The sequence below is a fragment of the Caldicellulosiruptor changbaiensis genome (genome assembly GCF_003999255.1).
Classification (GTDB): Bacteria; Bacillota; Thermoanaerobacteria; order Caldicellulosiruptorales; family Caldicellulosiruptoraceae; genus Caldicellulosiruptor; species Caldicellulosiruptor changbaiensis.
The window spans coordinates 2,727,488-2,751,441 of sequence record NZ_CP034791.1 but is presented as its reverse complement, the minus strand read 5'-3'; the positions used below and the strand labels follow the sequence as shown (position 1 = coordinate 2,751,441).

25 protein-coding genes are annotated in these 23,954 nt (G+C 37.8%); 23 read left to right on the top strand and 2 right to left on the bottom strand.

Features of this window, described 5'->3' with window-relative positions; translation table 11 throughout:
• Positions 1-108: 108 nt before the first annotated feature.
• The 7 genes from ELD05_RS13175 (at position 109) to ELD05_RS13145 (ending at position 7,259) form a co-directional block, all read left to right on the top strand.
• Entirely contained in the window at positions 109-1,638 is a 1,530-nt protein-coding gene (locus ELD05_RS13175; protein WP_127352787.1) for a methyl-accepting chemotaxis protein, read from the top strand.
• Positions 1,639-1,780: 142 nt separating this feature from the next.
• Positions 1,781-2,770 (top strand): Rpn family recombination-promoting nuclease/putative transposase, encoded by a 990-nt coding sequence (locus ELD05_RS13170; RefSeq protein ID WP_127352786.1) that lies wholly within the window; start codon positions 1,781-1,783, stop codon positions 2,768-2,770.
• Positions 2,771-3,106: 336 nt separating this feature from the next.
• Positions 3,107-4,501, top strand: a complete 1,395-nt coding sequence (locus tag ELD05_RS13165; protein WP_127352785.1) for an oxaloacetate decarboxylase subunit alpha — start codon at positions 3,107-3,109, stop codon at positions 4,499-4,501.
• A 21-nt stretch (positions 4,502-4,522) separates the two neighbouring features.
• Positions 4,523-4,891 (top strand): OadG family transporter subunit, encoded by a 369-nt coding sequence (locus tag ELD05_RS13160; RefSeq protein WP_127352784.1) that lies wholly within the window; start codon positions 4,523-4,525, stop codon positions 4,889-4,891.
• A 47-nt stretch (positions 4,892-4,938) separates the two neighbouring features.
• Positions 4,939-5,289, top strand: coding sequence for a biotin/lipoyl-containing protein (locus ELD05_RS13155; RefSeq protein WP_039767360.1), 351 nt, complete (start codon positions 4,939-4,941; stop codon positions 5,287-5,289).
• 25 nt (positions 5,290-5,314) lie between these two features.
• A complete protein-coding gene (locus tag ELD05_RS13150) occupies positions 5,315-6,451 on the top strand; it encodes a sodium ion-translocating decarboxylase subunit beta (RefSeq protein WP_127352783.1) in 1,137 nt (378 codons plus the stop codon).
• Positions 6,452-6,653: 202 nt separating this feature from the next.
• Complete coding sequence (locus ELD05_RS13145) at positions 6,654-7,259, top strand: class I SAM-dependent methyltransferase (protein WP_127352782.1); 606 nt, start codon at positions 6,654-6,656, stop codon at positions 7,257-7,259.
• Positions 7,260-7,273: 14 nt separating this feature from the next.
• Here ELD05_RS13145 and ELD05_RS13140 read toward each other — a convergent pair whose 3' ends face one another.
• Positions 7,274-7,612, bottom strand: a complete 339-nt coding sequence (locus tag ELD05_RS13140; RefSeq protein ID WP_127352781.1) for a DUF6922 domain-containing protein — start codon at positions 7,610-7,612, stop codon at positions 7,274-7,276.
• Complete coding sequence (locus ELD05_RS13135) at positions 7,609-8,319, bottom strand: nucleotidyl transferase AbiEii/AbiGii toxin family protein (RefSeq protein WP_127352780.1); 711 nt, start codon at positions 8,317-8,319, stop codon at positions 7,609-7,611. Before ELD05_RS13135 ends, ELD05_RS13140 begins: the two co-directional genes overlap by 4 nt.
• A gap of 583 nt (positions 8,320-8,902) precedes the next feature.
• On the opposite strand from ELD05_RS13135, the gene ELD05_RS13130 reads away from it, so the two are divergent.
• The 16 genes from ELD05_RS13130 to ELD05_RS13055 all read left to right on the top strand — a co-directional run bounded on the left by ELD05_RS13130 (position 8,903) and on the right by ELD05_RS13055 (position 23,466).
• Positions 8,903-10,240 carry an ammonium transporter gene (locus ELD05_RS13130; RefSeq protein ID WP_127352779.1) on the top strand — a complete coding sequence of 446 codons (1,338 nt, stop codon included), beginning with the start codon at positions 8,903-8,905 and terminating at the stop codon, positions 10,238-10,240.
• A 44-nt stretch (positions 10,241-10,284) separates the two neighbouring features.
• Positions 10,285-10,623: a P-II family nitrogen regulator gene (locus ELD05_RS13125; protein WP_045173932.1), complete on the top strand. Its 339-nt coding sequence runs from the start codon at positions 10,285-10,287 to the stop codon at positions 10,621-10,623.
• Between the two features lie 442 nt (positions 10,624-11,065).
• Positions 11,066-11,887 carry a nitrogenase iron protein gene (nifH, locus tag ELD05_RS13120; RefSeq protein WP_013433018.1) on the top strand — a complete coding sequence of 274 codons (822 nt, stop codon included), beginning with the start codon at positions 11,066-11,068 and terminating at the stop codon, positions 11,885-11,887.
• Between the two features lie 45 nt (positions 11,888-11,932).
• Positions 11,933-12,250, top strand: coding sequence for a P-II family nitrogen regulator (locus tag ELD05_RS13115; protein WP_011917963.1), 318 nt, complete (start codon positions 11,933-11,935; stop codon positions 12,248-12,250).
• A gap of 38 nt (positions 12,251-12,288) precedes the next feature.
• The gene (locus tag ELD05_RS13110; RefSeq protein ID WP_039767375.1) at positions 12,289-12,663 is read left to right on the top strand and encodes a P-II family nitrogen regulator; all 375 of its coding nucleotides are present in this window, start codon (positions 12,289-12,291) and stop codon (positions 12,661-12,663) included.
• A gap of 30 nt (positions 12,664-12,693) precedes the next feature.
• The gene (locus ELD05_RS13105) at positions 12,694-14,088 is read left to right on the top strand and encodes a nitrogenase component I subunit alpha (RefSeq protein WP_039767379.1); all 1,395 of its coding nucleotides are present in this window, start codon (positions 12,694-12,696) and stop codon (positions 14,086-14,088) included.
• A complete protein-coding gene (locus ELD05_RS13100; RefSeq protein WP_127352778.1) occupies positions 14,061-15,440 on the top strand; it encodes a nitrogenase component 1 in 1,380 nt (459 codons plus the stop codon). Before ELD05_RS13105 ends, ELD05_RS13100 begins: the two co-directional genes overlap by 28 nt.
• Positions 15,441-15,477: 37 nt before the next feature.
• Positions 15,478-16,767, top strand: a complete 1,290-nt coding sequence (locus ELD05_RS13095; RefSeq protein ID WP_127352777.1) for a nitrogenase component 1 — start codon at positions 15,478-15,480, stop codon at positions 16,765-16,767.
• A 1-nt stretch (position 16,768) separates the two neighbouring features.
• Entirely contained in the window at positions 16,769-17,572 is an 804-nt protein-coding gene (locus ELD05_RS13090) for a radical SAM protein (protein ID WP_127352776.1), read from the top strand.
• 26 nt (positions 17,573-17,598) lie between these two features.
• Entirely contained in the window at positions 17,599-17,931 is a 333-nt protein-coding gene (locus ELD05_RS13085) for a NifB/NifX family molybdenum-iron cluster-binding protein (RefSeq protein WP_045166138.1), read from the top strand.
• Between the two features lie 40 nt (positions 17,932-17,971).
• Complete coding sequence (gene modA, locus ELD05_RS13080; protein ID WP_127352775.1) at positions 17,972-18,778, top strand: molybdate ABC transporter substrate-binding protein; 807 nt, start codon at positions 17,972-17,974, stop codon at positions 18,776-18,778.
• Positions 18,779-18,825: 47 nt separating this feature from the next.
• Positions 18,826-19,590, top strand: a complete 765-nt coding sequence (locus ELD05_RS13075) for a molybdate ABC transporter permease subunit (RefSeq protein WP_127352774.1) — start codon at positions 18,826-18,828, stop codon at positions 19,588-19,590.
• Between the two features lie 35 nt (positions 19,591-19,625).
• Positions 19,626-20,621, top strand: a complete 996-nt coding sequence (locus ELD05_RS13070; RefSeq protein ID WP_127352773.1) for a beta/alpha barrel domain-containing protein — start codon at positions 19,626-19,628, stop codon at positions 20,619-20,621.
• Positions 20,622-20,734: 113 nt separating this feature from the next.
• Positions 20,735-21,103: a type II toxin-antitoxin system MqsR family toxin gene (locus tag ELD05_RS13065; RefSeq protein ID WP_307720928.1), complete on the top strand. Its 369-nt coding sequence runs from the start codon at positions 20,735-20,737 to the stop codon at positions 21,101-21,103.
• A complete protein-coding gene (locus ELD05_RS13060; RefSeq protein WP_241243514.1) occupies positions 21,093-22,118 on the top strand; it encodes a type II TA system antitoxin MqsA family protein in 1,026 nt (341 codons plus the stop codon). Before ELD05_RS13065 ends, ELD05_RS13060 begins: the two co-directional genes overlap by 11 nt.
• Positions 22,119-22,305: 187 nt before the next feature.
• On the top strand, positions 22,306-23,466 hold the full coding sequence (locus tag ELD05_RS13055) for an ABC transporter substrate-binding protein (RefSeq protein ID WP_408609378.1): 1,161 nt from the start codon (positions 22,306-22,308) through the stop codon (positions 23,464-23,466).
• Positions 23,467-23,954 lie beyond the last annotated feature (488 nt).

Sequence of the window (23,954 nt, the reverse complement as noted above, 5' to 3'; positions counted from 1 at the left end):
TAAAGACAACAAATTCAAACATTCTCCAAAACAAAGGCGTTTTGGGGTGATGAGCCTCAAAGCGCCTTTAATTTTTTTGTAAAACTTTTTTCAGGGGGGTTTTGCAAGATGCAAGTTGTATTGACTATCCTGGGTGCGATTGTGCTATCAGTTGTCTTTTCGGTTCTAATTTTAAAAATCTTTGTTGACAAGACAATTTCAATTTTGCAGGGAAAGAACAACCTCAACGCAATTGAAAAGCTCTTTTTGACACCTGTGAAAGACTGGGCAGCATCTTTTCAGGGGTTTCTAAGTGACATATTTAAAGAAATCGACCTTGCGTACAACAAAATCCTGTCAGTTGCTTATGACATTGAATCAAACGCAGAAAAGAATCAGCAGCAGTCCAATCTTGTGCTTTCAAACAGCAAAGACATTCAAAATTCTATCTCAGGGCTTTTGGTAGGTCTGAAACTTGTCCTTCAGCACATTGAGAGCGCCTATGAAAATGTCTCAAGCCTTGAAGAATTCATGGTTCATTTCAAAGAAAAAAACCAGAATATTCAAGAAGACATTCAAAAACTGCTTGCAGAGGTTTCAACCGATTTGGAAAATATGGTTTCAGAAAATACAGCGTACACACATAAAATGGCTGATCAAATAACCAAGCTCAAAGCTGTTTTCAAAAAGGTAGAAGATTTTCTTGGCACAATTGTGAAAATTTCAGAGCAGATAAACATTCTTGCACTGAACGCTTCAATTGAATCTGCAAAGCTTGAAAACGTACTTGGCGAGAATTTCAAAACAGGCTTTCATGTAATTGCTGACCAAATTCGAAGACTTTCAAATGACACGAAATCAACTGCAGACGAGATTGGAGACTTTATCATTGAAATTTCTGGCATAGTTGATGGAATTTCAAGCCTCAGCGAGAAAAGTAAGGATATTATATCAAGGCAGGTAGAATATGGCAAGACTACTTTTGAGAAACTAAATCAAGTATCGCAGCTTGTTGGCTACATAAACAAGAAGATTTCCCAAGCATCAGAAAAGCTTACTGTCCAGTACTCTATTGTGAATGACCTTAAGCACTATGTAACAAGGCTGGAAAATAGCTACATTACTGTCGATAGTAGCACCAACAAAATTTTGAGTTCTGTAGAGGTAAGTAAAAAAACCGCAGAAAGGCTTATGCGGCTTATGAACAGGCTTGTTGACATGTGCAGGGAGTTTGAGTCTGTCAGAAATGACATCTCAGCAAAAATTACAAAGAGAGTAGAGATAGAGGTAAACCAGCAGCGCATTACAGAGGCTATTGAAATAATTGAAAATGAAGTAATTCCGCAACTTGTTTCAAGCTGGCAGAAAAAGCTCAATCATAAAGAGGTTATAGACCAGAGTCTGCAAAAGTTTTCTAATATATTTGAGGCTCTGTGGACAAACAACCCTGATGGAACGTTCATCTACTCAAATCCACCAGAGGGTATAGAAAATGCAAAGGTCAGGGAATGGTTCACAAAGGCAGTGGCAGGTCACACATATGTATCTTCAGCTTACATCTCAGCTATAACAAGAAACTACTGCATCACAATTTCTATGCCTGTATATGATGGTATTGGTAAACTTTTGGGTGTGATAGGCGCAGATATAAAGCTGTAGATAGTAAGATGTTTACAAACAGGTTTGTGAGGTTAAGTAATAATAGTGAGATGTAGCTTGTATGCTCTTTTTCATTATGGTATAATTTTAGACAGAAGAAAAAGCTATAGCTGGGGAAAAATTAATTATAAGGATGAAGTAGATGCAGCAGAAAGTACCGCATAACCAGTATGATTTAACATTCAAGAGATTATTTCAATTCAAGGAAGTATTTTTAAACTTTTTAAGGAGCAATATAAATAGAGAATGGGTAAACAGGATAGATGCTGAGAGTTTAGAGTTTGTTGACAGGAGTTTTATCAAGGACGAGTTTGTGGAAAAAGAAGCAGATGTGATATATAGAGCGAGATTAGAAGATACGGACATATACTTTTATGTGTTAATAGAACCGCAATCTACTGCGGACAGGAATATGCCAAGAAGGTTATTTGAGTATATGACTCTTATATGGAAAAGGCACATGGAAGAGAAAGGAGACGAGTTATTACCGCCGATTGTTCCGATAGTGCTGTACAATGGTAGAAGCGGGTGGAATATACCGACCCAGATATTTAAAGGTTTTGATATATTCAAGGATGATATGTTTAACTATATTTTGGTTGATGTAAACAGGCTTGATGATGAAAAGCTAAGAAGCAGGTTAGACCTTTTAAGTATTATTTTGTATTTAGAAAAGTCAAGAAGGAATGCAGAGGAGTTTGTAGAGAAGCTCAGTGAAGTGTCAGAATATGTTTGTAAGTTACCACAGGTGCAGGTAAAAGTGTTTTGTTCATGGCTTTTGAGGATAGTAAAACCGCAGGTGAGAGAGGAGATTGAAAGCAAGATAGATGAACTGCTGAAGAAGATAGAAGCTGAGGGGGTGGAAGATGTGGGAGAGTTTATATTCAATGTTCAGCAGCTGATACAGGAGTATTACAGAGAAGCAGAAGAAAAAGGCAAAGAAAAGGGCTATGAGGAAGGTATACAGGAAGGTATAAAGGAAGGTATAAAGGAAGGTATACAGCGGAAAGAAGAGGAAATTGTGAGAAGGCTTATACAAAAAGGGTTTGATGATAATTTTATAGCTGAAGCAACTGGAGTTGAGATTGAGAGGATAAAGAAGATAAGAGAAGAATATACGGAATATTCCTAATTTTTCTTTGCTATTTGTATATATCTGTGTTATAATAAAGACAACAAATTCAAACATTCTCCAAAACAAAGGCGTTTTGGGGTGGTAGCCTCAAAGCGCTTTTATTTTTTGTAGATTTCCATGCATATATATAACAATCTTGCCAGGTTTTCGGAAGTGGTAGGCACAGATATAAAGCAATCAATGTGAAATGTTCACAAACAGGTTTGTATGGTTTAATGTAGAAAAATTTAAGTAAAGATGATACAATAAATACCGTGCGCTTATTGTTAAAAAATTGACCAAAATAAAATTGGCAGCAAAATTCAAAGCAGGTGGTAGAAGGGGTTGAAAAAAATGAAGAGAATTTTCATTACAGAAACCGTTTTAAGGGATGCCCAGCAATCACTAATTGCAACAAGGATGCCTTTGGAAGATTTTGAAGGTATTTTAGACAGAATAGACTCTGCAGGGTATTATTCAATTGAGTGCTGGGGCGGTGCAACATTTGACTCATGTCTTAGGTACTTAAATGAAGACCCTTGGGAACGCTTGCGAAAAATAAGATCAAAAGTGAAAAACACGAAGCTTCAGATGCTTTTACGTAGTCAAAACCTTTTGGGCTACAAGCATTACCCAGACGATGTTGTGAGGATGTTTGTTCGAAAATCTATTGAAAATGGCATGGATATAATAAGGATATTTGATGCTTTAAATGATCTGCGAAACATTGAAGTTGCTGTTGATGAGACAATCAAAGCAGGTGGTCATGCACAGGGCACAATTGTGTATACTATAAGCCCAATCCACAATCTTGAGATGTACGTAAAGATTGGCAAAGACCTTGAAAATATGGGTGTTCACTCCATCTGTATAAAAGACATGGCAGGTATCATGAGTCCAAAAGAAGCTTATGATCTTGTGAAAGCACTAAAAGAAAACGTAAAGGTACCAGTTTTCCTTCACACACACTCCACAACAGGGCTTGGAATTCTCACATACCTAAAGGCAGTAGAAGCCGGTGTTGATGGTATTGACACAGCAATCTCAAGCTTTTCAGGGGGCACATCACAGCCACCAACAGAGACTTTGGACTATGCACTCAAGCAAATGGGTTTTGAAACAGGGCTAAATAACAAAATTCTAAAAGAAATAAACGACTTTTTCAAGCCTGTAAAAGACAAGTTTATACAAAATGGTATTCTTAATCCTTTTGTTTTGTCAACAGACACAGATGCGCTCATCTACCAGATTCCAGGTGGGATGCTTTCAAACCTTATTGCGCAGCTAAAGCAGCAAAACGCTTTGGATAAGCTTGATGAAGTTTTGATGGAGGTGCCAAGAGTGAGAGAGGATTTAGGCTACCCACCACTTGTCACACCAATGAGCCAGATGGTTGGAACACAGGCTGCTGCAAATGTCCTCGCTGGCGAGAGGTACAAGGTGATTTTGAAAGAGGTAAAGGCATATATAAAAGGAGAGTATGGAAAACCGCCTGGGGAGATAAATCCTGAGCTTGTAAAAAAGGTGCTTGGCAGCGAAAAGCCGATTGAAGGAAGGTTTGCAGACACATTAGAGCCCATTTTCGAAAAGACAAAACAGCAGATAAAAGACTTTGCAAAGACTGATGAGGATGTTTTATCTTACATTCTCTTCCCGCAGGTTGCTGAAGAGTTTTTGAAAAATAGAAGTAAACCGAAGACCGCCCAGATGCGAAAGATTGTGTATACAATTGAAGGTTTAAAATCATAAGTTTTAAGAAGGTGAGAAAAGATGCACTACAACTACAGTACACTGGGTGAGAGGCTCATCTTAGGGTTTGAAGTCACTATTATTGGAATGCTCATTGTCTTTGCTGTTTTGGCACTTTTGAGCTTGATTATAAGCCTTCTTTCAAAGATTTTACAAAGGATCACAAAACTGCCACAAAAAGAAAGAGGTATTGATGAAGATTTGAATCTCACCATAGATGAGACGAAGGAGTACAAACCAGCAGACAAAACAGGTTTTGTCTCAGGTGAAGCTTTGGTAATTGACGCTGATGATGAAGAGGTTGCGGCAATTTTGGCAGCAGTCTCATTCGACACCAGTATTCCACTTTCTGAGCTAAAAATAAAATCAATAAAACCTGTTAACAGGTAAAAAATGTTTTGAAATAAAACTTATTTTTGCGGAGGGTGATTTTTGAGATGAAATATATTGTAACAGTTAATGGTAAGAAGTTTGAGGTTGAAGTTGAAAGAGTAGAAAACGGCAATGGTTCAAAACAGGCTAATGAAACTTCAAAAAAGGTATCAGCAGAGGAGATTGGCAAAGCAGTAGCCGGAGGAATAAAGATTTCTGCGCCAATGCCAGGAAAAATCTTGGCTGTGAATGTCCAAGAGGGGCAAAGGGTCAAAAAAGGTGATGTTCTTTTTATCTTAGAGGCGATGAAGATGGAAAATGAGATTATGGCACCGGAAGATGGCACTGTTGAAAAGGTAGTTGTATCAAAAGGAGCTCAGGTTGCAAGTGGTGATATTTTAGCAATCTTAAAGTAACTACCAAAGAAGGGGAGAAGCAGAGATGGAATTTTTCAATATGATAATAAAAGCAATCACTGATATACTCATAACATCAGGTTTTGCAAAGATAACCTTAGGTCAGGCTATTATGCTTGGGATTTCATGCGTCTTGATGTACCTTGCAATTGGCAAAAAGTTTGAACCGCTTTTGCTTTTGCCTATTGCATTTGGTATGATGCTTGCAAACCTGCCACTTTCTTTCTTGTCAAGCCAAGACAAGGGCGGGCTTGTTTATTATCTTTATCAAGGAGTAAAGCTTGGGATTTATCCACCACTGATTTTTCTTGGTGTTGGGGCGATGACAGACTTTGGGCCACTAATTGCAATGCCAAGTAGTCTTTTTCTTGGCGCTGCTGCCCAGTTTGGAATTTATTTTGCTTTTATGGTAGCGCTTCTTATTGGGTTTACACCGCAAGAAGCAGCATCTATTGGCATAATTGGTGGTGCTGATGGTCCAACTGCAATTTTCCTCACCACCAAGCTTGCGCCACACCTTCTTGGAGCTATTGCAATTGCTGCATATTCTTACATGGCGCTAATTCCGCTTATCCAGCCACCAATCATGAAGCTTTTGACAACAAAGGAAGAGCGCATGGTCAAGATGGATCAGCTTCGAGAGGTTTCAAAACTTGAAAAGATAGTTTTCCCTATTGCTGTGACAATAATTGTATCTCTACTTTTGCCATCTGTTGCACCACTGATTGGCATGCTCATGCTTGGCAATCTTTTCAGGGAATGTGGAGTTGTTGAAAGACTTTCAGAAACTGCTCAGAATGCACTTATTAACATCATCACAATCTTTTTAGGACTTTCTGTTGGTGCAACGGCAAGTGCAGACAGGTTTTTAAATCCAAAGACACTTGCGATAATCTTCTTGGGACTTTTGGCATTCATATTTGCAACAGTTGGCGGTGTTGTGTTTGGCAAGATAATGTACAAACTCTCTGGCGGGAAAATCAATCCTCTGATTGGATCTGCAGGGGTTTCAGCTGTTCCTATGGCAGCACGTGTTTCTCAAGTTGTTGGGCAAAAGGAGAACCCGTCAAACTTTCTTTTGATGCACGCAATGGGTCCAAACGTTGCAGGGGTTATAGGCTCTGCAGTTGCAGCAGGTGTGCTCTTGACCCTGTTTAAATAATCAAAAAGAGTTTTCCACTGTTAAAAAGTTTTCATTAAAAAGAAAATCTGATAATACATTTAATAATAGCTAAAAAACAATATAGAATAACAAAGCCCACGAAGGGGAAGAAGCATCTCGAATTTTCCTTTTGTGGGCTTTTGCTTTTTGTCTCATACAAATTTTTTCAAAAATCTTATTATGAAAGAGGTGAAAAATAAACATGGACGTACAGAAATATTTTGACATGCTTGCAGAAAAGTGGGATGAAATTGCATGGCACGACCCTCAAAAGCTAAATGAAATAATAAAAAAAATTCAGCTCAAAAAGGGTGATAAGGTTTTAGATATTGGATGTGGCACAGGAGTTTTGATAGAATATATTTTAAAATTTGTCGGGCAGCAAGGAAGCTATCTCGGGGTGGACATTTCAAAGAAGATGATTGAAAGAGCAAAAGAAAAGTACAAAGAAATAGATAATGTAGATTTTGTTTGCTGCGATGCAATGGAGCTTCCTTTCAAGGAATACTTTGATGCTATCATATGCTACTCAGTCTTTCCCCATATAGAAGACAAAGAAATGGCAGTGAAAAAGTTTTCTCAGATGCTAAAAGAAGGTGGCAAGCTTGCAATTGCTCATTCACAGTCAAGAGATAGAATAAATAGCCTTCATAAAGACCTTCCTGAACCAGTAAAGAATCATTTTCTGCCGCCGATGAATGAAATCATAGACATGTGCCTAAAAGCAGAGCTAAATATCATTTGCAATATTGATAGCAGTGAGATGTTCCTGCTAATTGCTCAAAAAGAACATGTCAATAATATTTAGAGCTCCCCAAATATTTATTTGGTAGTGTTGTGTATCTTTCTTGTCTGTTTCCACTTTTCTACCAAGTTCATCTTATTTCTCATATTTCTATATTCCCAATACTCTTTTTCATCAAGAAATATACTTCCCCAAAGATAAATTGTAGGTATAGGAAGTTCTTTAGCACCATAGAAGTCTTTTAAGAATACATCTTTTATTTCGTTGAAGCTATAAAAAGTAAAAAGTTTTTCAATATGTTCCCAATTGCCTTTTGCTAATACTGTCTTTATTATTAATTCTTTGTGTTTTTCTGTGTCTAACATTTCAAAGTTATAATTTTTGAATAAAATTTTAAAATCCTCAGGAAGTTTCACAGTAGCATACCTCTTTTCTTTATATACTTTTCAATTGCTGTTTTAACTTGCAAAGTTAAAAAACTTTCTATTTCATCTACATTTGGTGCTTCCCCAATTACAGAGATTAATGCTGTTTCTTTGTCAATTAAATCATCTGTATACATAAGCTGTTCTAAGAATAATTTCTTTGAAAAAACTGGTTCACCCTCTATTACAAATTTCTGGGGTGCTTTCTCTAAGATATATTCTAAAGTTACAATACCTTTTTTAAGTAGAAAATATAAATCAATATAATCTCTGAATGTTGGTCGTCTGCCGATAGTGTACGCTTTCATCAAAGCTATTTCCTTAGGAGATGCTAACTCAATTCCTTTTAGTCGAATGTCTATTTTATCACCTTGGACTAATGGCTCAATCAAAGGAAAAGGATGTGCAATGAAACTTACCTTTACTCTACATATAGTTGAAGTCATCTGGTCAACTTGCTTTACAACGATATTTACATCTTTTTTAGAGAAATACTGAGTTAAGACATTGTAAATATATTCGAATTCTATTTTTTCGCTAACTTCTTTTTGAAAAAAATCCAAATCATATGACTTTCTATGGCGAAGCTGTAATGCCAATGCAGTACCACCTGCAAGGTAGAATTTTTTTGCCAAATTGCTTTTAGCGATATTTCTACATATTTCATATCCTTCTGGGTCTAATATTTCCATATCCATCAAAACTGACTCCTTTTTTGTTTTTTCTTCTGTAATCATTATAACATAAACGTATTTGCTTGAATTAAATTTTAATTTAGATTTAAATAACTTATCTCAGGTTATGTTGCTCGTATTTGTTTTCAGGCAGTAATTGACAAATAGAGTATTACAAGGTTGAATTAGCGAAACACAAATTGTACAAATATAAATTACTTTTTATATATTGTAACCAAAACAATTAAAAATTACCTCAAAAACTTTATAAAAATTAAAATGCAATTTTGATATTGACAAATTGCAAAATGAAGAATATAATGAGAGTAAACAAAGAGAATAAAGAAAGAAAGGCAAAGGCGCCTTTCAAAAGGTTGCCTTTGCCTTTTTTAATTACTACCGCAATTTATTCAATACTTCTTTTACCCCATATGGGATAATACTCCACACACAACCCATTTGCAATGTTTTTTCTTTTACTTTTTTCTTTAAAATAGCTTTTTTATTATACCACATAAATTTATTTCTGAAAAGAGGGGCGCAGGGAGGTGTGAAAAAGTGTTTTCCAACTTCAAATCAACTTTCAATTAAATGAGGAGGGTTAAAAATGAATAGAAGTTTTAAAATCCTGCTTGGTATTGTACTTTTAATCCTTGCTTTGATATTAGGATTTAGCCCAGCAAAAGCTGACCAGATTACACCTGAAAAGGTTGCAACAGCAATTGATAATGTGTGGGTTCTTATTACAGCGTTTTTGGTCTTCTTCATGCAAGCAGGGTTTGCAATGGTTGAAGCAGGTTTTACCAGAGCGAAAAATGCAAGCAACATTGTGATGAAAAACTTAATGGACTTTGCAATTGGTTCTGTAATTTTCTGGTTGTTCGGGTTTGCATTCATGTTTGGCAAAGACGCTGGTGGTTTTATAGGAACGTCAGGATTTTTCTTGAGCGACTCATTCAAACATTTAGGGCTTTCAATTCCGCTTACATCATTCTTGATGTTCCAGACAGTATTTGCAGCAACAGCCGCAACGATTGTCTCTGGTGCTATGGCTGAGCGAACAAAGTTCATTGCTTACTGTATCTACAGCGCAGTTATTTCATTCATAATATATCCTGTTGTAGGTCACTGGGCATGGGGTGGCGGCTGGCTTAGCAAGCTCGGCTTTATTGACTTTGCAGGTTCAACTGTTGTACATTCTGTTGGTGGCTGGAGTGCACTGATAGGTGCCGCAATGCTTGGACCGAGAATAGGAAAATACACAAAAGATGGCAAGGTCAATGCTATCCCAGGCCATAGCATAACCTTAGCAGCTCTTGGCACATTTATCTTGTGGTTTGGCTGGTTTGGATTCAACCCAGGATCTACTCTTTCAGGTATGAACGACAAAATCGGCGATATTGCAGTCAATACCAACTTGGCAGCTGCGATGGGTGCAAACTTAGCAATGATATATACATGGCTAAAGTACAAAAAACCAGACGTTAGTATGACACTAAACGGTGCTTTGGCTGGTCTTGTTGCAATTACAGCAGGATGTGCATCAGTTAACGCTTGGGGTGCAGCAATTATTGGTGGTCTTGCAGGAATACTTGTAGTTGTCGCTGTTGAGTTCATTGACAAAAAGCTAAAAATTGATGACCCAGTCGGTGCAATCTCAGTGCATGGCGTATGTGGTGCGTTTGGTACACTGATGGTTGGTCTTTTTGCAACAGATGGAGGTCTTTTCTATGGCGGTGGAATAAAACAATTTTTAGTGCAGCTTGCCGGAGTTGTTTCAACGTTTATCTGGACAACAATCACAGCTTTCATCCTATTCGCAGTTATAAAAATCACAGTTGGTTTGAGAGTCTCTGAAGAGGAAGAGATAGAAGGTCTGGATGTTACAGAACATGGCACAGCAGCGTATGGCGACTTTGTAATAAAATCTCAAACGGTTAAGTAAAAATATGTAGATAAGCCAAATCTTAATTGAAAAGGGTGAAGATTATGAAAAAGATTGAGTGTATAATCAGGCCTGAGAAGCTTGAAGAGGTAAAAGATGCTTTAAACCAGCTTGGCATCAAAGGTATGACGGTGTCACAGGTTATGGGCTGTGGTCTTCAAAAGGGAAAGACTGAGTATTACAGAGGTGTTGAGATTAACATAAACCTCTTACCAAAAATAAAGATTGAGCTTATTGTAAAAGACTCAGAGGTTGATAGAATTGTAGACACAATCATAAAAGTTGCACGCTCTGGCAGGATAGGCGATGGAAAGATATTCATCTACAATGTCGAAGATGCAGTGAGAATCAGAACCGGCGAAAAGGGAGAAAGTGCGATATGAAATTTGGGGGACTTGCCTTTATCTTCGGTCAATAGTTTCCCGCTTACAATTTGGCAACAGCAGGCATCCAAAACACCCCCAAATTGAGAGGATAATAAATCTGCCTTGCCTCTTGCGCCCCTCTCTTTTGAAAAAGTGAATAATGTGTTTTGTGCCTGCCATTGCCACGTGTTATCAAAAGTTTTGAGAAAACCCAAAAATTTTGGTGTCTGCTGTTGCCCTTTTTATAGATTTTACCTTATATTTCGATTAAAGATAAAATTCAGGGGGAGAGCAAATAAGTACTTCCTTCACCGTCCACACAAGCTGGTGAATTTGTACAAATAATCTCCCCCTGGCACGCAAAACTAAATCCTCTTTGCACCCTCAAATTAAAGTTTACCATAACAAAATTGACAATTCAATAAAAAACTATCTTGGTGAAAGGGAGGTCAAAAAAAGAATGAGACAGATTGCAATCTATGGAAAAGGTGGTATAGGAAAATCAACAACAACTCAAAACACAGTTGCAGCTTTAGCAACTCTTGGCAAAAAGGTGATGATTGTTGGATGTGACCCAAAAGCTGACTCAACGCGCCTAATTTTGGGAGTCAAATCACAGGTGACTGTGATGGACACTGTCAGAGAGGTTGGTGAGAGCAATGTCAAGCTTGACAAGGTAATGTTCACAGGATTTGGTGGGGTTAGGTGTGTTGAGTCTGGTGGGCCAGAGCCTGGTGTTGGGTGTGCCGGGCGTGGTGTTATAACAGCAATCAACCTTTTAGAAGAGCTTGGAGCTTTTACTGACGACCTTGACTTTGTGTTCTATGATGTTCTGGGTGACGTTGTTTGTGGTGGTTTTGCAATGCCAATCAGAGAAGGAAAGGCAAACGAGATTTACATTGTAGCCTCTGGTGAGATGATGGCACTTTATGCTGCGAACAACATTTGCCGAGGAATCCTCAAGTTTGCGGAGACAAGTGGCGTTCGACTTGGTGGAATTATCTGCAACTCAAGGAGGGTAGAAAACGAAAAGGAGCTTTTAGAAGCGTTTTGCAAGAGGCTTGGCACACAGCTTATAAAGTTCATACCCCGCGACAACATTGTCCAAAAAGCAGAGATTAACAGAAAAACTGTGATTGAATACGACCCTGAGAGCAATCAGGCAAAAGAGTACTTAGACCTTGCAAAGAGAATAATAGAAAACGATATGTTTGTAATTCCAAAACCAATGCCAATGGATGAGCTTGAAAAGCTAATAGAAGAGTATGGACTGGCAGACTAACATACATCAAAAAAAGTAGAAAAGTTCAGGGAGGTATTTTGAGTTATGAAGATGATAAGGGCGATAATAAGGCCGGAGATGCAAGAAAAGGTTGTTCGTGCACTTGACTCAAATGGTTTTGTTTCTATGACAAAGATTGATGTATTTGGTCGAGGCAAACAAAAGGGAATCAGGACAGGGAGTATCCTATATGATGAACTTCCAAAAACAATGCTGATGATGGTTGTTGAGGATGAGGATTGCCAAAAAGTTGTAGATATCATTCTACAAAATGCATACACAGGAAACTTTGGAGATGGCAAAATTTTTATAAGCCCTGTTGAAGAGGCGTATACAATCAGAACAGGTGAGAAGAAGCTTTAAATTTATTTACAAAAACGTAAGGTGGTGAAGTTTCCAAAATGAAAGAGATAATAGCAATTATCAGAATGAACAAGGTTGGCGTGACAAAAGATGTACTGGCGGCAGCAGGATACCCTGCTGCCACATTCCAAAAAGTGTTGGGGCGTGGCAGGCAGCGTGGACTTGTTGGTGAGGTAAAAGCTATTGAGGTTGACAAGGCAACCGAGATGGTGCTTTCATCATCTGCTATGGAGTTTGTTCCAAAACGCATGATTACAATCATTGTTGATGACAAGGATGTAGAAAGAGTTGTCAACATCATCATGGCGGTAAACCGCACAGGTCAGGTAGGAGATGGAAAGATATTTGTCCTACCTGTTGAAGATAGCATAAGAATCAGGACAAGGGAAAAAGGCTTTGAGGCTTTGGTATGAAAAATTGTAAAAAAAGGGGGCTGAATAAAAATGCCATTTGTAACTCTTGATTGTGACAAGTGCATTGAAGAAAGAGGAAGACACACATATATCACTGATAAGAAAAATCCTGTGATACCTGTATGCAACGTCAGGACAGTGCCCGGCGACATGACAGAACGTGGGTGTGCATTTGCAGGAGCAAGAGGTGTTGTTGGAGGACCTGTTAAAGATGTAATTCAGATAGTCCATGGTCCAGTTGGCTGTGCTTACTATACATGGTCGTCTCGAAGACATCTTTCAGACAGTGAGTTTCACAGAAAATACTGCTTTTCAACAGATATGCAGGAAAAGGATATAGTCTTTGGAGGGGAAAAGAAGCTTTACAACGCCATCATCGAAGCAAACCAGGAATTTCCTGAAGCAAAAGCAGTGTTCATCTATGCAACATGTCCTACTGCCCTGATTGGCGATGACTTAGAAGCAGTTGCTAAAAAAGCTTCAAAAGCAATTGGAAAACCAGTAGTTGCCTTCAACTCACCAGGATTTTGTGGTGTTAGCCAATCCAAAGGACATCATATAGCAAACCACACAATCTTTGAAAAGATTGTTGGGACAAAAGAACTTGAAGACCCAACGCCGTATGATGTTAATATCATAGGCGAGTACAACATTGATGGAGATTACTGGGTGCTTGAAAAGCTATTTACCAAGATAGGACTTAGAATTATCACAGCATTTACCGGCAACGCTTCATATGACAATCTTTGCAAGATGCACCATGCAAAACTCAACATTGTGCATTGTCAAAGGTCAGCAACATATATAGCAAGGCTGATGAAGGAAAAGTATGGAACACCGTTTATTCGTGTCACACTTTTTGGTATAACAGAGACAATCAACTCACTTCGTGAAATTGGCGAGTTTTTCGGAATCCAAAAGAAGGTTGAAGAGGTCATTGAAGAAGAGCTTGAATCAATCATGCCAAGGCTTCAGTTTTACAGAGAAAAGCTTCGCGGCAAGCGTGCAATGATTTATGTTGGAGCACCGCGTGTTTGGCACTGGATACCGCTTATGCGTGATCTTGGAATAGAAGTTGTTGCATGTGCTACCACATTTGGGCATGAGGATGACTATGAAAAGATAAATGCAAGGGCAGACGATGGTGTGCTTGTCATAGACAATCCCAACGAGCTTGAGCTTGAAGAGGTAATCCAAAAATACAAACCTGATATATTCCTCACTGGTCTTAAAGAGAAATACCTTGCGCACAAGCTGGGTGTGCCGTCACTCAATTCACATTCGTATGAGAATGGGCCGTATGTAGCTTTTGAGGGACTTGTAAACTTTGCAAGAGACCTTTACAAATCATTATACGCACCTGTTTGGAATTTTGTAGGAGAGAGGTGGAGTGCAAAATGGCAACCAAACTGGCTAACCCTTTAATCTCAAAGGCAAACAGGCATGTGACAATTAACCCGCCAAAGATGTGCCAGCCAATTGGTGCAATGTACGCAACCCTTGGTATAGACAAAGCAGTTCCGCTTGTCCAGGGTTCACAAGGTTGCTGTACTTATGTGCGATACCAGTTCAACAGACATTTTAAAGAGCCGGTTAACATTGCAGTGACATCATTCCATGAGGATGCGGCTGTCTTTGGTGGGCGCCGAAACCTCATAGAAGGTATCAGAAACCTTGTTTTGAGATACTCACCAACAGTAATTGGTGTAATCACCACATGTTCGAGCGAGACAATAGGCGATGACATTGAGGCGTTTATCAAAGAGGCGTACAAAAAGCTTTCTGAGGAGCTGAGCAGTGAAGCGGCAAATAGTGTATATATTGTACCAATTCACACGCCAAGTTATGCAGGAACGCATGTAAAAGGGTATGACACAGCAACTATCTCATATGTAAAGTACTTTGCAAAGAAAAAAGAGGAAAATGGCAAAGCATATATCATCCCTGGCATGATAAACCCTGGCGATATTGAGGAGATAAAACACATCTTAGACCTTATGAAGATTGATTATTCGGTACTATTTGATATCTCAAAAACTCTAAACTCACCACTTATGCCGCCAAAACCACTCTACCCTGAAGGTGGCACACCTTATTCAGAGCTTGAAGACAGTGCAAACGGCAAGGTAGCAGTTGCGCTTTGTCCACATGCCGGAGGCTCTGCTGCCAAGTATTTGGAAAGCGAATTTGGTGTAAAGAGCATGTTGGGACCTTTCCCTGTGGGTGTTGCCAACACTGACAGGTTCATTGAAAATCTCTCACAAGTATATGAGGTTGAAATACCCTATGAACTAAAAGTTGAAAGAGGGCTTTTATTAGATGCCATGGCAGACACATGCCAGTACACAATGATGAAAAAGGCCGCTGTATTTGGCGACCCTGACATTGTAATTGGTGTCACAAGATTTTTGTGTGAGCTTGGAATGGATGTTAAGGTAGTTGAAACCGCAACCCCAAGCCCAACATTCACAGATGAGATAAAAGCTATATTTGATGAGTACAACATAGAAGGAGAGATTCTTGTTGACAGCGACCTTTACGAGTTTGAGTACTTGGCAAAAGAGGCAGGGGTTGATGTTGTGCTTGGAAATTCAAAAGGCGTTGAGGTCACCAAATCAATAAAATGTCCGCTTGTTAGAATTGGTTTTCCTGTGTACGACAGAGTAGGGTATTTTAGGTACGGAATAACAGGGTACAAAGGCAGTATATGGCTTTTGGATTTGATTGTCAATACCATTTTGGATTATTCATATCCGCATGATAAGCTGCATCAGTAAAGTTTTTTAATTTTTGTATATGAAAGCGGTGAGGTTTATGAAGCTTCAAAATCTTTTGCAGCAAAGAGATAAGCATATAACCAAACATGGAGTTCCTGAGTGTCAAAGGCCCACAATCCCAGGGATTATGTCCCAGCGCGCATGTACCTTTTACGGTGCGCGCTGGGTACTTGCCCCTATTAAAAACTCTCTTCATCTTGTTCATGCACCGGCTGACTGCGCATTTTACGGTCAGAATGTCAGAAAGAAAAACTACATGATACTCTCAACAGACCTTGTAGAAAAAGACATCATATTTGGTGCGGCAAAAAAATTGGAAGAGAGCATAGTTGAGGCAGACAAAATCTTTGATAGCTACGACCTTGTGTTTGTTTACGCAACATGCACAGCTTCGCAAATTGGCGAGGACATTGAATGGTCAATTAAAAGGGTGAAAGACAGGGTTAACAAAATTCTAATCCCAGTTGTTGTTCCTGGATTTTCAGGGTATTCACAAGCAGATGGGCATCACATCGCACAAAGAGCAATTGCAAACTATATACTCAAAAATTTTAAAAAGACAGGTGAAATTGAAAATTCTGTTAATATCATTGGCGAGTACAATGTAGCAGGAGAGAGCCAAGCTATAAAAAGACTTTTAGAAAAAATAGGAATAAATGTAATTTGCACCTACACAGGTGATTGTTGTCTTTCTCAGATGGAAAAAAGCGTAAATGCAAGGCTAAATCTTTTGCTTTGCAGAAGTTCTGGACTATTACTTGCTCAATTTATGAAAGAGAGGTTTTCAATACCGTATATGGAGGTCTCTTTCTACGGAATTGAGAATACTATAACCTCACTTAAAAAGATAGCAAAATTTTTTGGAAAAGAAAAGGCTGCTGAAATTGTTGCAGATGAAGAGTTTTCAAAGATAAAACACAAGATACAGTTTTTCAAAAGCAAATTGCAAGGCAAAAAGGCAATCGTACTTTTAGGGGCATCGCGCATAGGTTTTATGACAAATGCTTTCAAAGAAGCAGGGCTTGAAATCTTGGTTTGTGGTAGCCAGTTTGGATGTTCAAACGACTACGAGATAGCGCGCTGTATACTTCCTGACAGCATATTGGTGGATGATTTTAACTGTGCAGAGGTTGAAGAGATAATATTAAGATTTTCGCCCGACCTTTTCATTGGTGGAACAAGAGAGTGGTACCTTTCTCATAAGTTTGGCGTGCCGTTTTTGGTTCTGCCTCAAGAGACAAAGCCGTATGCCTGTTTTGAAGGTTTTTTGCATTTGCTTATTGACGTATACAAAGAAGTCTTTGCACCTGTTTGGAGGCTGATTTGAGATGGGAAATAGAAACTATGGTCATCCATGTTTTGGAAAAGATGCAGCAAGCAAGATTGGAAGAATACATCTTCCTGTTGCAAAAGCGTGTAATATAAAGTGTAACTATTGTGATAGAAACATCTCATGCATGAACGAAAACCACCCTGGTGCCTGCCTTGAGGTTTTGACACCTGAGCAGGCGTTAGAAAGATACAAAAGGTATGCTTCATCAGACAGCAGGCTAAAGATTGTTGGAATTTCAGGGCCTGGCGACCCACTTTTCAACCCTGAGACTTTTAAAACCTTCGAGCTCATAAAAAGCTATGACAAAGGTGCTATATTTTGTATCAGCACAAACGGGCTTTTGCTTGAAGACAGAATTGAAGATCTTTTAAAAAGCAATGTAAGATTTGTAACCGTAACTGTCAATGCAGTAAACTTTGAGGTAGCAAAAGAGATTTATGAGTTTGCCCTGTACGATGAGGTTTTGTACTTTGGCGAGGATGCAGCAAAGCTTTTGGTTGAAAAACAGCAAAAGGGTATAGAAAAGGCGTGCAAAGCAGGGCTTGTTGTGAAGGTAAACACTGTCTTGATTCCTGACATAAACCAGGACCACATAGAAGAGATTGCAAAGACGGTCAAAGCACTTGGAGTCAGTGTTATGAACATCATGCCATTGCGACCGTATGCCAAGTTTTCGCATCTGAAAAGGCCGTCTTGCGATGCAGTAAATAACATCAGAAAAAGGTGTGAGAGTATCATTGACCAGATTAGCCACTGCAACCAGTGCAGGTCTGATGCAATTGGCATGCTTATGATTTGAAAAAATTTTTGGTGGTGGGATAAAAGATGAAAAGAAAAAGAGTTGCAATTGCCACCAGTGATGGAAAGCTTGTGAACAGACACTTTGGTAACAGCGAGAATTTTTTGATTGTTGATTTGTTTGACGATGGCAGCTGCGATCTAATCTGTGTTAGAGAGTTTAAAGACCAAGGAATTGAGAGTTGCAGCAGCCAGGAGAGGATGGAAAAGAGAGTTGAGATGCTAAGAGACTGTGATGTGATAATAGCAAACAAAGTTGGACTTTGTGCCTTGGAAAAGCTTTCTGACAAGATTGTTTTAGAAAGACATGGGCTTGTGAAAGATGCTATCAAAGAGGTTTTGGATCTTTTTATGACTTAAAAAATGACCGTTTCTTCAGGAAGAAAAGGAGAGATATAGAATGAAAATTAGGTCAAAGTGGATAAAATTATTTGTAATCTCAATTTTTGTAATAGCTGTACTTGTGGCAGCTTTGTTTTGTACCTATTCTCGATTTGCTTTTTCAAAGACTACCAAAGCTCAAAGCTCTAAAAATGATAAACTTGTCCTTTTTGTACCAAATACTTTAGAAGCGGTTATAGAAAAAATAGCTGACCAGTTTGAAAAAGAGAAAAATTGCAAGATTGAAATGAATGTTGCAGGCACTCATGTACTTGTGACGCAGCTCAAAAGTGGCGCTTCTTGTGATATATTCTTTTCAGCAGACAAAAGATACATTGATGAAATAAAAGGAAAGAGGTATATAAATAGTTACTTGACATTTGCTAAAACTACTCTTGCTATTGTCAGCTCATCGAAAAAGGTGAAAAGCTTTGAGGATATATCTAAAAAGGGTGTAAAGCTTTGCATAGCAGACCCTGTTTCACCAATTGGTATGTGGACACAACAGTTTCTAAACAAAGTAAAAAGCAAAGACCCTGCCCTGTACAAAAAGATTTTGCAAAATGTCATCTCACAAGAGTTTCAGATTACTGATGTTATCCAAAAAGTTAAGGCAATGCAGGCTGACGCAGGTGTTGTTTATTTCACAGATGCCATAAATTCAAAACTGGGTATTGTTTCTATTCCTGATGAGTACAATGTTCAGGCTTATCATTATGTTGGGGTAATCAAAACATCTGAGAAAAATAGGCTTGCAAAGGAGTTTATAAAGTTTTTAAGTTCAAAAAAAGTCAAAGCTATTTTAAAGTCAGCAGGATATGAATAGCAAAGAAAACCGATCAAGTTTCTTTTGTGAAAGCGTGTGAGCTTATTATGAAAAAGGTATTTATTCTTTCAGTTCCGTTTTTAATATTTTTGCTTTTACCTTTTTTAAATTTACTTTTTGTTGTACCATACTCAAAACTTTTTAATATGATAACAAAAAAAGAGACCATCACAGCCTTTGGGCTTTCTTTTTTTACAGCCAGCATCTGCTGTATTTTGGCATTTTTAATAGGCACACCTTTTGCATACCTCCTTGCCAGCACAAAAAGAAGAATCGCTTTTCTTGAGCTGATAATAGACCTTCCAAACGTTCTACCACCGATCTTGATGGGAGTGCTCTTGCTTCTTTTGTATGGCAAAGTCGGATTTGTAGGGAGAATACTTGACAAAGCTTCTCTTCAGATACCTTTTACCACCTTTGCAGTAATACTTGCTCAGCTTTTTGTTAGTATTGGATACTATTTGAAAGTAGCATACTCTTCGTTTTTGGCCATAAACAAACAGCTAAAAGAAGAAGGCTTCATTTTAGGGCTTGATGAGCTTGGAATTTTGTGGCGTGTGTACTTGCCAGTTGCGAGAAAAGGGCTTGTGATAGGGATACTTGGCACGTTTTCAAGGGCGCTTGGCGAGTTTGGCGCAACAGTTGTCTTTGCGGGGAATGTCTTTGGAAAAACTCAAACAATCTCACTTTATTTGTACAAACTATATGTGCAAAATCAGGAGGAAACTTATTCTGTAAGTTTTGTGATGATAATAATTTCATATTTAATTCTTTACTTAACAAAGAAACTTTTGAACAACGTTGACTATTGAAAAACTTGACTATAAATCTGTTAGGATGTGAGAAAATGGTAGATGCAGTAAAAAAGAGTTTTCAAAATTTTGAAAAAGGCGCTCCTAATTACTTTAAAGAAATATTTCCATATGAGAGTATTCCAAGAGTTATATTTGATAGTATTTCTGTTCCCCTCAATATACCGTCAAAGCTATATGTAACAGACAGCACGTTCAGAGAAGGTCAGCAAGCTATTTCGTATATAGGAAAAGAAAATGTAGTAAAGATTTTTGAATATCTTCACTACATTGACAATGGCACTGGAACTATAAAATACTCCGAATTTTTTCTTTATACAAATTATCACAAACAGTGTGTTCAGGAATGCTTGAAAAAAAGATTCAAATTTCCAAAGGTAGTTGGGTGGGTGAGAAGTAAAAAAGATGAACTAAAACTTGCAAAAGAGTTTGGGCTTGATGAGGTAGGGATTTTAATGTCATGCTCAGACTATCACATCTACAAAAAGTTTCAAAAAACAAGGTCAGAAATTGCCGCCCAGTACATCGATGTTATACAAGAAGCCTTTTCACTTGGTATTACACCAAGAGTTCATCTTGAAGACATCACAAGATCAGATATTGAAAATTTTGTCATTCCACTCATTTTGGCAATTGAAGAGATGGCAAAAAAGAGTGACAAAAAGGTGTATTTTAAACTGTGCGACACTTTAGGGTTTGGTGTGCCATATGAATATGCAAGCTTGCCACGAAGCGTTCCTAAAATTATTTACACAATTTCAAAGAGCACCAATATACCACCAGAGAGGCTTGAGTGGCATGGTCACAACGATTTTTACAAAGCTCAGAGCAATGCAGTCTGTGCGTGGCTATACGGTGCTTCAATGGTAAACTGCTCTATAAGAGGGATAGGTGAGAGAACTGGCATTGCAGCTTTAGAGGTTGCAATCTTAGACCTTGTCCAGATAAAAGCTGAAAATGCACCAAACTTAAATTTTGAGGCTTTAGATGAGCTTTTGGAGTTTACCTCAAGGTTTGAGGTTATGAAGTAAGCTTCATTATCTTATCCAAAGTTGAATATTGCCATCAAATAGTGGCAATAATAAAATTTATATGATATAATGAAAATGCAAAAAGTGTTTTTAAAGTTGCACGAAAGAGGGCGATTGAGATTGAAAAGCTAAAAGAAGAGGTTATCAAAAGTTATCTACTCGAAATTAAAAAACTAATAGTAGCAGGGAAATGGGGTTTTGTCAAAAGAGAGAAAAACATAAAATTCTTGAAAGAATGGGGTTTGCTAATAGACGATGTAAAGGACATATTGTTGGACCTTCAGCCAGGAGATTACGTCAAAGGACCAGAACAAGACCGTCTTGATGGTAAAGAAGGTGACATTTGGATTTTCAAAAACAGCAGATACCTGGATGTTTGTATATACATAAAACTAAGGTACAATCCACCAGAAGAAGTGGTGTGCATTTCTTTTCATGAGGATGAATCTCAAGAAAAGGGGGTGAAAAAGAATGATGAATAGGGCATATTGTCCGGAGTGTAAAAAGCATGTTGAAATTAAAGTTGAAAAAAATCTGGTTAGAGAATATAAAGGTGTGCAAGTCAATGTTGAAGAACATGTTCCACATTGCAGTGAGTGCGATACTGAGTTGTTTGTGCCAGACATCGAAAACGAAAATCTAAAAAGGCTCTATCAACGCTATAGAGAGTTGACAGGCTTGATTACCCCTGAAGAAATCCAGAAGATAAGAGAAAAATATGGACTTTCTCAAAGAGAGCTGGGGCAGATACTTGGCTGGGGCAAGATGACAATAAACAGGTATGAAAGAGGAGCTTTGCCTTCTAAATCACATAGTGATATTCTTAAACTGATTTTAACATCTGAAGGGTTTTTCAAAGAAAAAGTGGAAGAAGCATTTAAATCTGGGAGAATAACTGAAAGAACATATCAAAAAACAATGGAGAAAATCAGAGACTCTCTTGCTGATTTGAAGAAAAAAATTATCTCTGCAGAGCTTGAACATCCAGAAGATATCTACAATGGATTCAGAAGGTTTGACTTTGAAAAGCTGGAGAATTTGATAAGCTACATTGCTGAAAAAGTTGAAAATTTATATTTGAGCAGTCTTAATAAGTTTTTATGGTATATTGATTTTATGCACTTTAAACGTTGTTTACGTTCAATAACTGGCTTAAGATACATCAAATATGCTTATGGGCCAGTGATTGAAAAATTCGCATACAAAGAAATAGCAGCATACCCAAGTGATAAATACACTATTGAGGAGTATGAGACTCCTGATGGAGCAATCCAAACAAAGATTAAAAGCAAAGGCAACTACGACTTATCAGTATTTACCCAAGAAGAATTGCAGACCATTAATATGGTCATTGATGCATTGAAAGATAAAACATGCATCGCTATTTCAGAGCTGTCTCACAAAGAAGTTGGATGGCAGCAAACCCCGTTGCGTGAACTAATCTCATATGAGTATGCAAAGACAGTGAGTTTAGACAGTCAAGCACTACAGAAATAACATAGATTCCTGTTTCTAATATTTTTATTGACAAGTCTTGTTTGTTAAATTAAAATATTCTCAACACATATTATTAAGATATGCACAAAAGGGCAAAGGTGGCCTTTTGTAGAGGTTTTCCTTTGCCCTTTTTTGATACTGCAAAGTATATCTTAGGACGGGAGGATGGTTTTTCGTGAGAAAACTTATGCTCCAAAAAATTCTAATCATTGCATCTGCCTTAATTTTAATCTTAGGTTTATTTGCCTTTGCTTTTGCTTCAAGCTCAAAAACAGTAAGGCTTGGGGTTAATCTTGAGTTGTCTGGTGCTGTTGCGCAGTACGGACAGAGGACTTTAGAAGGCCTTAAGATGGCAGTTGAAGAGATTAATAAAAAGGGTGGAGTTTTAGGAAAGAAAATAGAGCTTGTTGTATTTGACAACAAATCTGACAAGACAGAAGCGCTAAATATTGCAACAAGGCTTGCAACAAAAGAGAATGTTTTAGCCCTGTTAAGCCCTGTGACATCAGGTGCAACAAAATCTGCTTCAATTGCCGCAACAAGATACAGAGTACCGCTTGTGTCAGCTACTGCCACAGATGATTCAGTTACAATTGATGAAAGAACTGGAAAGACAAAGGCATATGTATTTAGAATATGCTTTAATGACTCATTCCAAGGAAGCGTTATGGCAAATTTTGCACTCAAGACGTTAAAAGTAAAAACAGCAGCAATTCTTTACAATGCAGCGTCTGATTACAGCAAAGGTCTTTACAAGAACTTTAAAGAGACATTTACAAAAGGTGGCGGTAAAGTTGTAGCAGAAGAAGCGTTCCAGCAGGGTGAACAGGATTTTAATGGGATATTGACAAAGATAAGGGACAAAAAGCCAGATGTTATCTTTACACCTGTTTACTATGACGATGCAGGACTTATAATCAAGCAGGCAAGAGAACTTGGAATGTGGATGCCAATTCTTGGTACAGACGGCTTTGATGATCCAAAAGTTGTCGAAAAGGCAGGGAAAAAATATGCAACAAATATCTTTTTCTCAACCCACTACTCATCACAGGATACAGACAAAAGGGTACAAGAGTTTGTCAAGAAGTACAAGAAAAAATACAAGATAGAACCAAATGCCCTCTCAGCACTTGGGTATGACTTAGGATATTTTATGGCAGATGCAATAAAACGTGCAGGTTCTACAACTGACAGAGAAAAACTGAGAAGAGCCCTTGAGAATACTAAAAACTTTGTCGGCTTAACAGGCATTATTTCAATTGACTCAAAACACAACGCTAAAAAGTCTGCAGTGATAATTGAGATTAAAAATGGCGTGCACAGATTTAAACAGAAGTTAAATCCATAGTAAATAAAGCAAGATAAATACTATAATAAAACCCTCCTTCTCAAATAAAGCTGGATGTTCAAAAAAAGTTTGAGAAGGAGGTTTTTGTTTGTCTTCTTCACCAATTCCATCTATAAATTAACGTCGATAAAACGCAAAAAAGTAACAAATACTTTAAAAGTTGAATTTTTAAAATTACAAATGTTTGGAATTCTTATATGCGCTCAAAAGTTTATTTGTTATAATTTAAATTAAATTCAAATATATCCGATAATCCAAGCTAAGTGTTAGTCGGAGAGCGGTGGAGTGTACAAAAATGAAAAAACTCTTCTTTATGCTAATTTTATAGTTGCAATAATTGCACAATTCCTTTTCTATCATCTTTTTACTACCTTTGTACCGTTAAAAATAAGAAGATACTATCTTGTTTTTTCATCCTTTTTGGTTTTTTTGACTTTTTATATAATTAGCTTAAAAGTTTCGTATTTTTGGTAACAGGAATTTATTTA